The 12738-nt window shown below is 58.9% G+C and carries 22 protein-coding genes; all 22 read left to right on the top strand.

Going from position 1 to position 12738, the window contains the following annotated elements; translation table 11 throughout:
* Window positions 1-7: 7 nt before the first annotated feature.
* The 22 genes from rpsC to katG all read left to right on the top strand — a co-directional run bounded on the left by rpsC (window position 8) and on the right by katG (window position 12716).
* Entirely contained in the window at window positions 8-694 is a 687-nt protein-coding gene (gene rpsC, locus OEG79_RS03040) for a 30S ribosomal protein S3 (protein ID WP_003243898.1), read from the top strand.
* A gap of 12 nt (window positions 695-706) precedes the next feature.
* The gene (gene rplP, locus OEG79_RS03045) at window positions 707-1120 is read left to right on the top strand and encodes a 50S ribosomal protein L16 (RefSeq protein WP_003243901.1); all 414 of its coding nucleotides are present in this window, start codon (window positions 707-709) and stop codon (window positions 1118-1120) included.
* Window positions 1120-1311, top strand: a complete 192-nt coding sequence (gene rpmC / locus OEG79_RS03050; RefSeq protein WP_003243902.1) for a 50S ribosomal protein L29 — start codon at window positions 1120-1122, stop codon at window positions 1309-1311. The genes rplP and rpmC overlap by 1 nt, the downstream gene beginning before the upstream one ends.
* Window positions 1312-1313: 2 nt before the next feature.
* Window positions 1314-1580, top strand: a complete 267-nt coding sequence (gene rpsQ / locus OEG79_RS03055) for a 30S ribosomal protein S17 (RefSeq protein WP_061240715.1) — start codon at window positions 1314-1316, stop codon at window positions 1578-1580.
* A gap of 23 nt (window positions 1581-1603) precedes the next feature.
* A complete protein-coding gene (rplN, locus tag OEG79_RS03060) occupies window positions 1604-1972 on the top strand; it encodes a 50S ribosomal protein L14 (RefSeq protein WP_003243907.1) in 369 nt (122 codons plus the stop codon).
* A gap of 11 nt (window positions 1973-1983) precedes the next feature.
* Window positions 1984-2298 carry a 50S ribosomal protein L24 gene (gene rplX, locus OEG79_RS03065; RefSeq protein WP_003243909.1) on the top strand — a complete coding sequence of 105 codons (315 nt, stop codon included), beginning with the start codon at window positions 1984-1986 and terminating at the stop codon, window positions 2296-2298.
* A 19-nt stretch (window positions 2299-2317) separates the two neighbouring features.
* Window positions 2318-2857, top strand: a complete 540-nt coding sequence (gene rplE, locus OEG79_RS03070; protein WP_003243911.1) for a 50S ribosomal protein L5 — start codon at window positions 2318-2320, stop codon at window positions 2855-2857.
* A gap of 15 nt (window positions 2858-2872) precedes the next feature.
* Window positions 2873-3178, top strand: coding sequence for a 30S ribosomal protein S14 (gene rpsN, locus OEG79_RS03075; protein ID WP_003243912.1), 306 nt, complete (start codon window positions 2873-2875; stop codon window positions 3176-3178).
* Between the two features lie 191 nt (window positions 3179-3369).
* Window positions 3370-3762 carry a 30S ribosomal protein S8 gene (rpsH, locus tag OEG79_RS03080; RefSeq protein ID WP_003243915.1) on the top strand — a complete coding sequence of 131 codons (393 nt, stop codon included), beginning with the start codon at window positions 3370-3372 and terminating at the stop codon, window positions 3760-3762.
* A gap of 12 nt (window positions 3763-3774) precedes the next feature.
* Window positions 3775-4308, top strand: coding sequence for a 50S ribosomal protein L6 (gene rplF, locus OEG79_RS03085; RefSeq protein WP_003463285.1), 534 nt, complete (start codon window positions 3775-3777; stop codon window positions 4306-4308).
* An 11-nt stretch (window positions 4309-4319) separates the two neighbouring features.
* The gene (rplR, locus tag OEG79_RS03090) at window positions 4320-4670 is read left to right on the top strand and encodes a 50S ribosomal protein L18 (RefSeq protein WP_013717343.1); all 351 of its coding nucleotides are present in this window, start codon (window positions 4320-4322) and stop codon (window positions 4668-4670) included.
* A 3-nt stretch (window positions 4671-4673) separates the two neighbouring features.
* Window positions 4674-5174 (top strand): 30S ribosomal protein S5, encoded by a 501-nt coding sequence (rpsE, locus tag OEG79_RS03095; RefSeq protein ID WP_013717342.1) that lies wholly within the window; start codon window positions 4674-4676, stop codon window positions 5172-5174.
* Window positions 5175-5176: 2 nt separating this feature from the next.
* A complete protein-coding gene (gene rpmD, locus OEG79_RS03100) occupies window positions 5177-5356 on the top strand; it encodes a 50S ribosomal protein L30 (protein WP_003243922.1) in 180 nt (59 codons plus the stop codon).
* Between the two features lie 2 nt (window positions 5357-5358).
* Complete coding sequence (gene rplO / locus OEG79_RS03105) at window positions 5359-5790, top strand: 50S ribosomal protein L15 (RefSeq protein ID WP_013717341.1); 432 nt, start codon at window positions 5359-5361, stop codon at window positions 5788-5790.
* Window positions 5791-7119, top strand: coding sequence for a preprotein translocase subunit SecY (gene secY / locus OEG79_RS03110; protein ID WP_104730402.1), 1329 nt, complete (start codon window positions 5791-5793; stop codon window positions 7117-7119). It abuts the gene before it with no gap.
* Between the two features lie 28 nt (window positions 7120-7147).
* Window positions 7148-7264 (top strand): 50S ribosomal protein L36, encoded by a 117-nt coding sequence (rpmJ, locus tag OEG79_RS03115; RefSeq protein WP_003093693.1) that lies wholly within the window; start codon window positions 7148-7150, stop codon window positions 7262-7264.
* 133 nt (window positions 7265-7397) lie between these two features.
* The gene (rpsM, locus tag OEG79_RS03120; protein WP_012019780.1) at window positions 7398-7754 is read left to right on the top strand and encodes a 30S ribosomal protein S13; all 357 of its coding nucleotides are present in this window, start codon (window positions 7398-7400) and stop codon (window positions 7752-7754) included.
* 30 nt (window positions 7755-7784) lie between these two features.
* Window positions 7785-8174: a 30S ribosomal protein S11 gene (gene rpsK / locus OEG79_RS03125; RefSeq protein WP_003243933.1), complete on the top strand. Its 390-nt coding sequence runs from the start codon at window positions 7785-7787 to the stop codon at window positions 8172-8174.
* Between the two features lie 17 nt (window positions 8175-8191).
* Complete coding sequence (gene rpsD / locus OEG79_RS03130; protein ID WP_024309654.1) at window positions 8192-8812, top strand: 30S ribosomal protein S4; 621 nt, start codon at window positions 8192-8194, stop codon at window positions 8810-8812.
* 22 nt (window positions 8813-8834) lie between these two features.
* Complete coding sequence (locus OEG79_RS03135; RefSeq protein ID WP_264147389.1) at window positions 8835-9836, top strand: DNA-directed RNA polymerase subunit alpha; 1002 nt, start codon at window positions 8835-8837, stop codon at window positions 9834-9836.
* 44 nt (window positions 9837-9880) lie between these two features.
* Complete coding sequence (gene rplQ, locus OEG79_RS03140; protein ID WP_003243945.1) at window positions 9881-10267, top strand: 50S ribosomal protein L17; 387 nt, start codon at window positions 9881-9883, stop codon at window positions 10265-10267.
* Between the two features lie 238 nt (window positions 10268-10505).
* On the top strand, window positions 10506-12716 hold the full coding sequence (katG, locus tag OEG79_RS03145) for a catalase/peroxidase HPI (protein ID WP_264147390.1): 2211 nt from the start codon (window positions 10506-10508) through the stop codon (window positions 12714-12716).
* Window positions 12717-12738 lie beyond the last annotated feature (22 nt).

The raw sequence follows: 12738 nt of genomic DNA on the forward strand, positions 1-12738 counted from the left end.
CGATCAGATGGGTCAGAAAGTACATCCCGTTGGCATCCGCCTGGGAATCGTCAAGGATCACACTTCGGTCTGGTATGCAGATGGTCGCAATTATGCCGACTACCTGAACGCCGACCTGAAGGTTCGTGCATACCTGCAAGACAAACTAAAAAGCGCGTCCGTTAGCCGTATCGACATCGCTCGTCCGGCTCAAACCGCACGCATCACCATCCACACCGCTCGTCCCGGCATCGTGATCGGCAAGAAAGGTGAAGATGTTGAGAAGCTGCGTCAGGACCTGACCAAGCAAATGGGTGTGCCGGTGCACATCAACATCGAAGAGATCCGCAAGCCGGAGCTCGACGGTATGCTGGTTGCGCAGAGCGTAGCTCAGCAGCTGGAGCGTCGCGTCATGTTCCGTCGCGCCATGAAGCGCGCAGTACAGAACGCCATGCGCATTGGTGCCAAGGGCATCAAGATCCAGGTGAGCGGTCGTCTTGGCGGCGCTGAAATTGCCCGTACCGAGTGGTATCGCGAAGGTCGTGTGCCTCTGCACACCCTGCGTGCCGATATCGATTACGCCACCTACGAAGCGCACACCACTTACGGTGTGATCGGCGTCAAGGTTTGGATCTTCAAGGGTGAGGTCATTGGTGGCCGCACTGAAGAGCTGAAGCCGCAAGCGCCCGCTCCTCGTAAAGCTGCTAAGAAATAAGGAGTACGCATCATGTTGCAACCAAAGCGTACGAAGTTCCGCAAGCAGATGACCGGCCACAACCGTGGTCTGGCTCAGCGCGGTAGCAAGGTCAGCTTCGGCGAATTCGCGCTGAAGTCTGTCGCCCGCGGTCGTCTCACCGCTCGTCAGATCGAGTCCGCTCGTCGTGCTCTGACTCGTCACGTTAAGCGTGGCGGCAAGATCTGGATCCGCGTCTTCCCTGACAAGCCGGTTACCAAGAAGCCTCTTGAAGTGCGTATGGGTAAAGGTAAGGGTGGCGTTGAATACTGGGTAGCCCAGATCCAGCCAGGCAAGGTCCTGTACGAGATCGAAGGCGTATCCGAAGAGCTGGCGCGCGAGGCATTCGCCCTGGCTGCTGCAAAGCTGCCGCTCGCCACCACCTTTGTTAAGCGGACGGTGATGTGATGAAAGCGACCGAACTTCGTGAAAAAAGCGCACAACAGCTGAACGAGCAACTGCTCGAGCTGCTGCGCGACCAGTTCAATCTGCGTATGCAGAAGGCGACTGGCCAGCTGGGGCAGTCTCACCTGCTCTCGCAAGTGAAGCGCGACATCGCTCGCGTCAAGACTGTCCTCAGCCAGCAGGCAGGTAAGTGATCATGGCCGAAGTTGAAAAAACAGTCCGTACGCTGACCGGCCGTGTTGTCAGCGACAAGATGGACAAGACCATCACCGTTCTGATCGAGCGTCGCGTCAAGCACCCGATCTACGGTAAATACGTCAAGCGTTCGACCAAACTGCACGCTCACGACGAAACCAACCAGTGCAAGATCGGCGACAAGGTTTCCATCCGTGAAACCCGTCCGCAGTCCAAGACCAAGTCCTGGGCTCTGGTTGAAGTCGTTGAACGCGCCGTTGAAGTCTAAGGGCTAGGGGTCGGAGAAATTTTATGATTCAGACTCAATCCATGCTCGATGTGGCTGACAACAGTGGTGCACGTCGCGTTATGTGCATCAAGGTGCTGGGCGGCTCGCATCGTCGCTACGCCGGCATCGGCGACATCATCAAGGTCACCGTCAAGGAAGCAATTCCGCGCGGCAAAGTGAAGAAAGGTCAGGTCATGACCGCGGTGGTCGTTCGTACCCGTCACGGCGTTCGCCGTGCCGACGGTTCGATCATCCGCTTCGACGGCAACGCTGCTGTTCTGCTGAACAACAAGCAAGAGCCGATCGGTACCCGTATCTTCGGGCCAGTGACCCGTGAACTGCGTTCCGAGAAGTTCATGAAGATCGTCTCGCTCGCCCCTGAAGTGCTTTAAGGAGATCCGACATGCAAAAGATTCGTCGTGACGACGAGATCATCGTGATCGCCGGCAAAGACAAAGGTAAGCGCGGTAAGGTGCTCAAGGTTCTCGCTGACGACCGTCTGGTCGTCGGTGGCATCAACCTGGTGAAGCGTCATACCAAGCCGAACCCGATGTCGGGCGTTCAAGGCGGTATCGTCGAGAAAGAAGCGCCACTGCACGCTTCCAACGTTGCCATCTTCAACTCTGAGACCAACAAGGCTGACCGCGTTGGCTTCAAGATCGAAGACGGCAAGAAAATTCGTGTCTTCAAGTCCACCCAGAAGCCGGTTGGCGCTTGAGAATCCGTAGGTAAATACCATGGCACGACTGAAAGAGATTTACCGGAAGGAAATCGCGCCCAAGCTGAAGGAAGAACTGAAGCTGGCCAACGTGATGGAAGTTCCGCGCATCACCAAGATCACCCTGAACATGGGCCTGGGCGAAGCGATCGGTGACAAGAAAGTCATCGAGAACGCTGTTGCCGACCTCGAGAAGATCACCGGTCAGAAAGTCGTTGTGACTCATGCCCGCAAGTCGATCGCTGGTTTCAAGGTTCGTGAAGGTTGGCCGATTGGCGTCAAGGTCACTCTGCGTCGCGAGCGTATGTACGAGTTCCTGGATCGTCTGCTGTCCATCTCCCTGCCGCGCGTACGTGACTTCCGCGGCCTGAATGCCAAGTCCTTTGACGGTCGTGGCAACTACAGCATGGGCGTGAAAGAGCAGATCATCTTCCCGGAAATCGATTACGACAAAATCGATGCGCTGCGTGGTCTGGACATCACCCTGACTACCACTGCCCGTAACGATGATGAAGGCCGCGCTCTGCTGCGTGCTTTCAACTTCCCGTTCCGCAACTGATCGGAGTCCTGGACAATGGCCAAGACAAGCATGAAGAACCGCGAGCTGAAGCGTCAGCAAACGGTTGCCAAGTACGCCAAGAAGCGTGCCGAGCTGAAAGCGATCATCGCCAACCCGAACTCCACTCCGGAAGCTCGTTGGGAAGCTCAGGTCGCTCTGCAGAAGCAGCCGCGTGACGCCAGCGCCTCGCGCCTGCGTAACCGCTGCCGCATCACCGGCCGTCCGCACGGCGTTTACCGCAAGTTCGGTCTGTCGCGTAACAAACTGCGCGAAGCCGCCATGCGTGGTGACGTACCGGGCCTGGTGAAAGCCAGCTGGTAAGCAGTAGTAAAAGACCAAGCCGGCCTCGTGCCGGCTTTGTCTTTATATGAACAAGCCCCTTTTGGGGCTTGCTTCATTTTTGATCGGTCTCTAGAATGTCCGGCTCTCCTGAGCCTGGCATTTCCATGCCGAGCTTTTGGATGATCCCACAGCCCTCGGGCTGTTCTTTTTGTATCAGGAGCGTCTAGCCCATGAGTATGCAGGACCCGTTAGCGGACATGCTAACTCGTATCCGTAATGCCCAGATGGCTGAAAAGTCCGTCGTAAGCATGCCATCCTCCACTCTGAAGGTGGCTGTAGCCAAAGTTCTGAAAGACGAAGGTTACATTGCGGGTTATGAAGTCAATGGTGAAGCCAAGCCACAACTGTCCATCGAGCTGAAGTACTTCGAAGGCCGTCCGGTCATCGAGGAAGTCAAGCGCGTGAGCCGTCCTGGCCTTCGTCAGTACAAATCCGTCGATGACCTGCCGAAGGTTCGCGGCGGTCTCGGTGTTTCCATCGTCTCCACCAACAAAGGTGTGATGACGGATCGCGCTGCGCGCGCTGCCGGTGTCGGCGGCGAAGTGCTCTGCACCGTGTTCTAAGGGGGGATAAGCATGTCTCGCGTTGCTAAGAACCCCGTTGTGCTGCCTGCCGGTGTCGAGATCAAACTCGCCGGTCAGCAGCTTTCGGTCAAGGGCGCCAAGGGCACCCTGGAACTGAACGTTCATTCGTCCGTAGAAGTTATCCAGGAAGGTAGCGAACTGCGTTTTGCCGCCCGTAATGGCGACCAGCAGAACCGCGCCATGGCCGGTACTACTCGCGCCCTGGTTAACAACATGGTTATCGGTGTCAGCCAAGGCTTCGAGCGCAAGCTGCAACTGGTCGGCGTGGGCTACAAGGCCCAGGCAAAAGGTCAGGTGCTGAACCTCGCGCTGGGCTTCTCTCACCCGATCGACTACGAACTGCCGGCAGGCGTCGTGGCCGAAACCCCGAACCAGACCGAGATCCTGATCAAGGGTATCGACAAGCAACTGGTGGGTCAGGTGGCTGCGGAGATCCGTGACTTCCGTCGTCCTGAGCCTTACAAGGGCAAAGGCGTTCGTTACGCGGATGAAGTTGTCCGTCGTAAAGAAGCCAAGAAGAAGTAAGGGGCTGAGAAATGACCGACAAAAAACTTACTCGTCTGCGTCGCGCTCGCAAGGCACGCCTGAAAATGCACGAGCTCGAAGCCGTGCGTCTGTGCGTGTATCGCTCTTCGCAGCACATCTACGCCCAGGTCATCTCGGCCGACGGCAGCAAGGTTCTGGCCAGCGCCTCTACCTTGGACAAAGCACTGCGTGATGGCGCCACCGGCAACGTCGACGCGGCCAAGAAGGTTGGTGCGCTGGTTGCCGAGCGTGCGAAAGCCGCTGGTGTGACTCAGGTGGCATTCGACCGTTCTGGCTTCAAGTACCACGGCCGCGTCAAGGCGCTGGCTGATGCTGCTCGTGAAGGCGGGCTGGAGTTCTAAGTTATGGCAAATAACGACCAAAAGCGCGACGAAGGCTACATCGAGAAGCTGGTTCAGGTTAACCGCGTTGCCAAAACCGTAAAGGGCGGCCGTATCTTCACCTTCACCGCGTTGACCGTGGTGGGTGATGGCAAGGGTCGCGTCGGTTTCGGCCGTGGCAAGTCCCGTGAAGTTCCGGCTGCCATCCAGAAGGCGATGGAAGCTGCGCGTCGCAACATGATCCAGGTGGATCTGAACGGCACCACTCTGCAGTACCCGATCAAGTCCGCTCATGGCGCCTCCAAGGTGTACATGCAGCCGGCTTCGGAAGGTACCGGTATCATCGCCGGCGGCGCCATGCGTGCCGTTCTGGAAGTGGCTGGTGTACAGAACGTTCTGGCCAAGTGCTACGGCTCGACCAATCCGGTGAACGTGGTTCATGCCACTTTCAACGGTCTGAAGACCATGCAGTCTCCGGAATCCGTTGCGGCCAAGCGTGGCAAGAGCGTCGAGGAGATTCTCTAACCATGGCTAACACCGTCAAAGTGACTCTGATCAAGAGCACCAATGGCCGCCTGGCCAATCACAAAGCTTGCGTCAAGGGCCTGGGCCTGCGTCGCATCGGTCACACCGTAGAGGTTCTGGATACTCCGGAAAACCGCGGCATGATCAACAAGGCTTACTACCTGCTGAAGGTGGAGGGTTAATCATGCAACTGAACGATCTGCGTTCCGCGCCGGGTGCCCGTCGCGAAAAGCACCGTCCGGGCCGTGGCATCGGTAGCGGTCTGGGCAAGACCGGTGGCCGTGGTCACAAAGGTCAGACCTCCCGCTCCGGTGGTTCCATCGCTCCGGGCTTCGAGGGTGGTCAGCAGCCGCTGCACCGCCGTCTGCCGAAGTTCGGCTTCGTCTCCCTTAAGGCTATGGATCGCGCTGAAGTGCGTACCTCCGAGCTGAACAAGGTAGAGGGTGTTGTAACTCTGCAGGCTCTGAAGGATGCCAATCTGGTTGGCCAACACGTACAGCGTGTGAAAGTCATGCTGTCCGGTGAGGTTACCCGTGCGGTCACCCTAAAAGGTATCGCCGCCACCAAGGGTGCGCGTGCGGCTATCGAAGCAGCTGGCGGTAAGTTCGAGGACTAAATGGCTAAGCAAGGTGCTCTCTCAGCGCTGGCAGGTGGCGGGTTGTCCGAACTCTGGGCTCGTCTGCGTTTCCTGTTCCTGGCGATCATCGTCTACCGGATAGGTGCGCACATCCCGGTTCCTGGCATCAACCCAGACCGACTGGCGGATCTGTTCCGGCAGAATGAGGGGACCATTCTTAGCTTGTTCAACATGTTTTCCGGCGGCGCGCTGGAGCGGATGAGCATCTTTGCGCTGGGGATCATGCCGTACATCTCGGCATCGATCATCATGCAGCTGATGACCGCCGTCAGCCCGCAGCTGGAGCAGTTGAAGAAGGAAGGTGAAGCTGGCCGTCGCAAGATCAGCCAGTACACCCGCTACGGCACTCTCGTCCTGGCATTCGTTCAGGCCATCGGCATGTCCGTTGGTTTGGCGAGCCAGGGCGTAGCGTTTTCGGTCGATTTCGGCTTCCACTTCGTGGCGATCACCACCTTCGTGGCGGGCGCGATGTTCATGATGTGGCTGGGCGAGCAGATCACCGAGCGCGGTGTCGGCAACGGTATCTCGATGCTGATTTTTGCAGGCATCGTGGCCGGTCTGCCGGCGGCGATTGGGCAGTCTTTCGAGTCTGCTCGTCAGGGCGATATCAATATTTTCGCTCTGATCGCCATCGGCCTGCTGGCAGTAGCGATCATCGGTTTCGTGGTGTTCATCGAGCGTGGTCAGCGTCGCATTGCGGTGCACTACGCCAAGCGTCAGCAGGGCCGCAAGGTCTTCGCTGCGCAGACCAGCCACCTGCCGTTGAAGGTGAACATGGCGGGCGTAATCCCGGCCATTTTCGCCAGCAGCCTTCTGCTGTTCCCGGCCTCGCTGGGTGCCTGGTTCGGTCAGTCCGAGGGTTTGGGCTGGCTGCAGGACATTTCGCAGGCTATCGCTCCTGGTCAGCCGTTGAACATTCTGCTGTTTAGTGCAGGGATCATTTTCTTCTGCTTCTTCTACACGGCGCTGATGTTCAACCCGAAAGACGTAGCGGAAAACCTGAAGAAGTCCGGTGCCTTTATTCCGGGCATCCGTCCGGGCGAGCAGTCTGCGCGCTATATCGATGGCGTTCTGACCCGCTTGACCATGTTCGGTGCTCTGTACATGACGGCCGTGTGCCTGCTGCCCCAGTTCCTGGTGGTTGCGGCCAACGTTCCGTTCTACCTTGGCGGGACCTCGTTGCTGATCGTGGTCGTGGTTGTCATGGACTTCATGTCCCAAGTGCAATCGCACCTCGTGTCTCACCAGTACGATTCCCTGATGAAGAAAGCCAACCTGAAGGGCTATGGCAGCGGCATGCTCCGCTGATCCACCCGTAAGGTTCGAGGAGTTGGTAATGAAAGTTCGTGCATCGGTGAAAAAGCTGTGCCGTAACTGCAAGATTATTCGTCGCGACGGCATCGTGCGGGTGATCTGCAGCGCAGAGCCGCGTCACAAGCAGCGCCAAGGCTGAGTGTGAACCACGCGTGATAAGCCCGGCAGCTAGTGCGCTGCCGGGTTGATTATTTGTTTTTACAGCGTTAATATCTCGCGCCCTATTTCTTGGCTTCCGGGGCGTAGGTAGCTGTCAATTGGAGTTCCACTGAATGGCCCGTATTGCAGGCGTTAACATTCCGGATAACAAGCACACTGTTATCTCGCTGACCTACATCTATGGTGTTGGTCGCACCACTGCACAGAAAATCTGTGCCGCTACCGGTGTAAACCCGGCTGCGAAAATCAAGGATCTGACTGACGAGCAGATCGAACAGCTGCGTGGCGAAGTTGCCAAGGTGAATACCGAAGGCGACCTGCGTCGTGAAGTGAATATGAAGATCAAGCGCTTGATGGATCTGGGTTGCTACCGCGGCCTGCGTCATCGTAAGGGTCTGCCGGTTCGCGGTCAGCGCACCAAGACCAACGCTCGCACCCGTAAGGGCCCGCGTAAGCCGATCCGCAAGTAATCGCATTCGCGAATCGACAGGAATTTAGTCATGGCAAAACCTGCTGCTCGTACTCGTAAAAAAGTCAAAAAGACAGTGGTTGATGGCATCGCCCACATTCACGCGTCTTTCAACAACACCATCGTGACCATTACCGACCGTCAGGGTAACGCCCTGTCCTGGGCTACCTCTGGTGGTTCGGGTTTCCGCGGCTCGCGTAAGTCCACTCCGTTCGCTGCCCAGATCGCCGCTGAGCGCGCTGGTCAGGCTGCTCTGGAGTATGGCCTGAAGAACCTCGACGTTAACGTCAAGGGCCCGGGTCCAGGTCGCGAATCCGCTGTGCGTGCTCTTAACGCCTGCGGCTACAAAATCGCCAGCATCACCGACGTGACGCCTATCCCGCACAACGGGTGCCGTCCGCCGAAGAAGCGTCGCGTGTAAACAGGAGACAGTGAGAAATGGCTCGTTACATTGGTCCCAAGTGCAAACTGTCTCGCCGTGAAGGCACCGATCTCTTCCTGAAGAGCGGTGTTCGCGCGCTTGAATCTAAGTGCAACATCGAAGCAGCTCCCGGTATTCACGGTCAGCGTCGCGGTCGCCAGTCCGACTACGGCACCCAGCTGCGTGAAAAGCAGAAAGTCCGTCGTATCTACGGCGTTCTGGAGCGTCAGTTCAGCGGTTACTACAAGCAAGCTGCCAGCCAGAAGGGCGCCACCGGCGAAAACCTGCTGCAACTGCTGGAGTGCCGTCTGGATAACGTGGTTTACCGTATGGGCTTTGGTGCTACCCGCGCCGAATCCCGTCAGCTGGTTTCGCACAAAGCAATCAGCGTCAACGGTCAGACCGTAAACGTACCGTCCTACCAGGTTAAAGCTGGCGACGTCGTTGCTGTTCGCGAGAAATCGAAGAACCAGCTGCGCATCGCTCAGGCTCTCGAGCTCTGCGCCCAGCGCGGCCGTGTTGAGTGGGTAGAAGTAGACGCTGAGAAGAAGTCTGGTGTGTTCAAGAACGTACCGGCTCGTAGCGATCTGTCCGCTGACATCAACGAGAGCCTGATTGTCGAGCTCTACTCCAAGTAAGGGCTAGAAAATAGGTGCATCCATGCAGATTTCGGTAAATGAGTTCCTGACCCCCCGTCACATCGATGTGCAGGAGGTCAGTCCGACCCGCGCCAAGATCACCCTCGAGCCTCTCGAGCGTGGTTTCGGCCATACCCTGGGCAACGCGCTGCGTCGCATCCTGTTGTCCTCCATGCCTGGCTGTGCAGTAGTCGAGGCCGAGATCGACGGCGTACTCCATGAGTACTCCGCGATCGAAGGTGTGCAGGAAGATGTAATCGAGATCCTGCTCAACCTGAAAGGTCTGGCTATCAAGCTGCACGGCCGTGACGAAGTGACCCTGACTCTGGCTAAGAAGGGCCCGGGCGTAGTTACCGCTGCCGATATTCAGCTGGATCACGATGTCGAAATCGTCAATGGCGACCACGTCATCGCCAACCTGGCCGCCAACGGCTCGCTGAACATGAAGCTCGTTGTAGCTCGTGGTCGCGGCTATGAGCCGGCTGACGCTCGTCAGAGCGACGAAGATGAAAGCCGCAGCATTGGTCGCTTGCAGCTGGATGCTTCGTTCAGCCCTGTGCGTCGGGTTGCTTACGTGGTGGAAAACGCCCGTGTCGAGCAGCGCACCAACCTGGACAAACTGGTTATCGACCTGGAAACCAACGGTACCCTGGACCCTGAAGAGGCCATCCGTCGTGCCGCGACCATCCTGCAGCAGCAGCTTGCCGCGTTCGTCGACCTCAAGGGTGACAGCGAGCCGGTTGTGGTCGAGCAGGAAGACGAGATCGATCCGATCCTGCTGCGTCCTGTCGATGACCTGGAACTGACCGTACGTTCGGCAAACTGCCTCAAGGCAGAGAACATCTACTACATCGGTGATCTGATTCAGCGCACCGAAGTAGAGCTGCTCAAAACCCCGAACCTGGGCAAGAAATCCCTGACTGAAATCAAGGATGTTCTGGCTTCTCGTGGTCTGTCCCTCGGTATGCGCCTCGACAACTGGCCGCCGGCAAGTCTGAAGAAAGACGATAAGGCCACTGCCTGATCGTCATCATCACCGAACGAACAAGTTTGGTAAGGAATTGAACCATGCGTCATCGTAAAAGTGGCCGTCACCTCAGCCGCACCAGCGCTCACCGCAAGGCCATGTTCCAGAACATGGCGGTCTCGCTGTTCGAGCACGAGCTGATCAAAACTACCCTGCCGAAAGCCAAGGAACTGCGTCGCGTTGCCGAGCCGCTGATCACCCTGGCCAAGGAAGACAGCGTTGCCAACCGTCGTCTGGCCTTCGACCGTACCCGTTCGAAAGCCATCGTGGGCAAACTGTTCAACGATCTGGGCAAGCGCTACGCCACCCGTAACGGCGGCTACCTGCGCATCCTCAAGTGCGGTTTCCGCGCTGGTGACAACGCTCCGATGGCTTACGTTGAACTGGTCGACCGTCCGGTCGGCGGTTCGGTAGAAGCTGCCGAGTAAGTTGCTGGTTGTACAAGAAACCGGGCCTAGTGCCCGGTTTTTTGTTGTCTGGATTTACGTTTTCGAACGGCGGGCTGGCGCGTTGCCAGGCAGATTGCGGTGGTTCGGTCTTGCGAAAGAAATTGGCTATCGAGCCGTTACGTGTGATGAATTGGTTCCCTAGGCGAAGCGGGTCTAGGCTTGTCCCATCGTTGGTCGTAGATGCTGCGACCGACCCGATGTGGAGAAGGAGAGAAGCATGTCGAACCAAGGTAAATGCCCATTCAATCACGGTGCCGGTGGCGGCACGACCAACAGGGATTGGTGGCCGAATCAGCTGCGTCTGGACTTGCTGACCCAGCATTCGTCCAGGTCGAATCCTCTGGGCGAACAGTTCAACTACGCCGAAGAGTTCAAGAAGCTCGATTACAGCGCACTCAAGGCCGACCTGCTCAAGCTCATGACCGACAGCCAGGACTGGTGGCCGGCCGATTTTGGCAGCTACGCCGGTCTGATGATCCGCATGGCCTGGCACTCGGCCGGCACCTACCGCACCGGCGACGGCCGTGGCGGCGCTGGCCGCGGTCAGCAGCGCTTCGCCCCGCTCAACTCCTGGCCAGACAATGTCAGTCTGGACAAGGCTCGCCGTCTGCTGTGGCCGATCAAGCAGAAATATGGTCAGAAGATCTCCTGGGCCGACCTGATTGTTCTCGCCGGTAACGTCGCTCTGGAGTCCAGCGGTTTCCGTACCTTCGGCTTCGCTGCCGGTCGCGAAGACACCTGGGAGCCGGATCAGGACGTGTACTGGGGCCGCGAGACCACCTGGCTGGCCGGTGACGAGCGTTACGCCAGCGGATCGGGTGGCGTGCCCAAGGGCGAGGGCGACAGCGTGCTGGTCGGCGAGGACGATGCCGACGGCAAGGTCCACTCTCGCGATCTGGAGAACCCCCTGGCTGCCGTGCAGATGGGCCTGATTTACGTCAACCCGGAAGGCCCGGACGGCAACCCCGACCCGCTGCTCGCTGCTCACGATATCCGCGAGACGTTCGCGCGCATGGCCATGAACGACGAGGAAACCGTCGCACTGATCGCCGGCGGCCATACCATTGGCAAGACTCATGGTGCCGGCCCGGCCAGCCATGTCGGGCCTGACCCGGAAGCGGCGGACCTGGAGATGCAGGGCCTGGGCTGGGCCAACAGCTTCGGCAGCGGCAAGGGCGCCGACACCATCACTTCCGGTCTGGAAGTCACCTGGACCAGCACTCCGGCGCAGTGGAGCAACGACTTCTTCAAGTTCCTCTTCGACTTCGAGTGGGAACTGACCAAGTCGCCGGCCGGTGCTCACCAGTGGGTGGCCAAGAATGCGGGGGAGATCATTCCGGGGCCGACGCCGGATTCGCCGAAGCGCAAGCCGACCATGCTCACCACCGACCTGGCGCTGCGTTTCGATCCGGCGTACGAGAAGATCTCCCGGCGTTTCCGTGACGATCCGCAGGCCTTCGCCAACGCCTTCGCCCGTGCCTGGTTCAAGCTGACCCACCGTGACATGGGACCCAAGGCCCGCTACATGGGCCCGGAAGTCCCGGGCGAAGATCTGATCTGGCAGGATCCGCTGCCCAAGGCGATTCACAAGCCGAGTGCCGCCGATATCGCGTCTGCACGGTTGAAGATCGCCGCGCTGGGCCTGTCCGCCGGCGACCTGGTGTCGCTGGCCTGGGCATCGGCTTCGACCTTCCGGGGTGGCGATAAGCGCGGTGGCGCCAATGGCGCGCGCATTCGCTTTGCGCCGCAGCGCGACTGGAAGGCCAATCAGCGTGCAATGCAGGTGCTGCCTAAGCTGGAGGCGCTCCAGCGGGAGTGCAAGCTGTCGTTGGCCGACATCATCGTCCTGGCCGGCAATGTGGGCATCGAGCAGGCAGCGGCGGCAGCCGGCTTCTCCGTCGAAGTGCCGTTCGCTCCGGGTCGGGTCGATGCGCTGGAGGAGCAGACCGATGTCGAGTCCTTCCATCACCTGGAGCCGTTCGCCGACGGCTTCCGCAACTATCTGAAGGCCCCTTCGAAAGTGCCGGCCGAGCATCTGCTGGTCGACAAGGCCCAGTTGCTGACTCTGACCGCACCGGAGATGACCGCGCTCGTCGGTGGCCTGCGTGTATTGGGCGCCAACTGGGACGGTAGCAGCCACGGCGTGTTCACCGACAAGCCGGGCACGCTGAGCACCGACTTCTTCGTCAACCTGCTGGACATGGGCACCGAATGGAAGCGCGCCGGTGACCTCTTCGAAGGGCTGGATCGCAAGACCGGCGCCAAGAAGTACACCGGTACCCGGGTCGACCTGGTGTTTGGCTCGAATTCGGTGCTGCGTGCCCTGGCAGAGGTCTATGCGCAGGCCGATGCCGGAGAGAAGTTCGTCAAGGACTTCGTCGCGGCCTGGACCAAGGTGATGAACCTGGACCGTTTCGATCTGGCCTGAGCCTGACCGGCGCATCGCTGGT

It is taken from the genome of Pseudomonas sp. Z8(2022) (assembly GCF_025837155.1).
Classification (GTDB): Bacteria; Pseudomonadota; Gammaproteobacteria; order Pseudomonadales; family Pseudomonadaceae; genus Aquipseudomonas.

What these genes read in the sequence shown, in the direction of transcription:
- rpsC (WP_003243898.1), top strand. Translation starts at nt 8, where the DNA reads ATGGGTCAGAAAGTACATCCCGTTGGCATCCGCCTGGGAATCGTCAAG.
- rplP (WP_003243901.1), top strand. Translation starts at nt 707, where the DNA reads ATGTTGCAACCAAAGCGTACGAAGTTCCGCAAGCAGATGACCGGCCAC.
- rpmC (WP_003243902.1), top strand. Translation starts at nt 1,120, where the DNA reads ATGAAAGCGACCGAACTTCGTGAAAAAAGCGCACAACAGCTGAACGAG.
- rpsQ (WP_061240715.1), top strand. Translation starts at nt 1,314, where the DNA reads ATGGCCGAAGTTGAAAAAACAGTCCGTACGCTGACCGGCCGTGTTGTC.
- rplN (WP_003243907.1), top strand. Translation starts at nt 1,604, where the DNA reads ATGATTCAGACTCAATCCATGCTCGATGTGGCTGACAACAGTGGTGCA.
- rplX (WP_003243909.1), top strand. Translation starts at nt 1,984, where the DNA reads ATGCAAAAGATTCGTCGTGACGACGAGATCATCGTGATCGCCGGCAAA.
- rplE (WP_003243911.1), top strand. Translation starts at nt 2,318, where the DNA reads ATGGCACGACTGAAAGAGATTTACCGGAAGGAAATCGCGCCCAAGCTG.
- rpsN (WP_003243912.1), top strand. Translation starts at nt 2,873, where the DNA reads ATGGCCAAGACAAGCATGAAGAACCGCGAGCTGAAGCGTCAGCAAACG.
- rpsH (WP_003243915.1), top strand. Translation starts at nt 3,370, where the DNA reads ATGAGTATGCAGGACCCGTTAGCGGACATGCTAACTCGTATCCGTAAT.
- rplF (WP_003463285.1), top strand. Translation starts at nt 3,775, where the DNA reads ATGTCTCGCGTTGCTAAGAACCCCGTTGTGCTGCCTGCCGGTGTCGAG.
- rplR (WP_013717343.1), top strand. Translation starts at nt 4,320, where the DNA reads ATGACCGACAAAAAACTTACTCGTCTGCGTCGCGCTCGCAAGGCACGC.
- rpsE (WP_013717342.1), top strand. Translation starts at nt 4,674, where the DNA reads ATGGCAAATAACGACCAAAAGCGCGACGAAGGCTACATCGAGAAGCTG.
- rpmD (WP_003243922.1), top strand. Translation starts at nt 5,177, where the DNA reads ATGGCTAACACCGTCAAAGTGACTCTGATCAAGAGCACCAATGGCCGC.
- rplO (WP_013717341.1), top strand. Translation starts at nt 5,359, where the DNA reads ATGCAACTGAACGATCTGCGTTCCGCGCCGGGTGCCCGTCGCGAAAAG.
- secY (WP_104730402.1), top strand. Translation starts at nt 5,791, where the DNA reads ATGGCTAAGCAAGGTGCTCTCTCAGCGCTGGCAGGTGGCGGGTTGTCC.
- rpmJ (WP_003093693.1), top strand. Translation starts at nt 7,148, where the DNA reads ATGAAAGTTCGTGCATCGGTGAAAAAGCTGTGCCGTAACTGCAAGATT.
- rpsM (WP_012019780.1), top strand. Translation starts at nt 7,398, where the DNA reads ATGGCCCGTATTGCAGGCGTTAACATTCCGGATAACAAGCACACTGTT.
- rpsK (WP_003243933.1), top strand. Translation starts at nt 7,785, where the DNA reads ATGGCAAAACCTGCTGCTCGTACTCGTAAAAAAGTCAAAAAGACAGTG.
- rpsD (WP_024309654.1), top strand. Translation starts at nt 8,192, where the DNA reads ATGGCTCGTTACATTGGTCCCAAGTGCAAACTGTCTCGCCGTGAAGGC.
- OEG79_RS03135 (WP_264147389.1), top strand. Translation starts at nt 8,835, where the DNA reads ATGCAGATTTCGGTAAATGAGTTCCTGACCCCCCGTCACATCGATGTG.
- rplQ (WP_003243945.1), top strand. Translation starts at nt 9,881, where the DNA reads ATGCGTCATCGTAAAAGTGGCCGTCACCTCAGCCGCACCAGCGCTCAC.
- katG (WP_264147390.1), top strand. Translation starts at nt 10,506, where the DNA reads ATGTCGAACCAAGGTAAATGCCCATTCAATCACGGTGCCGGTGGCGGC.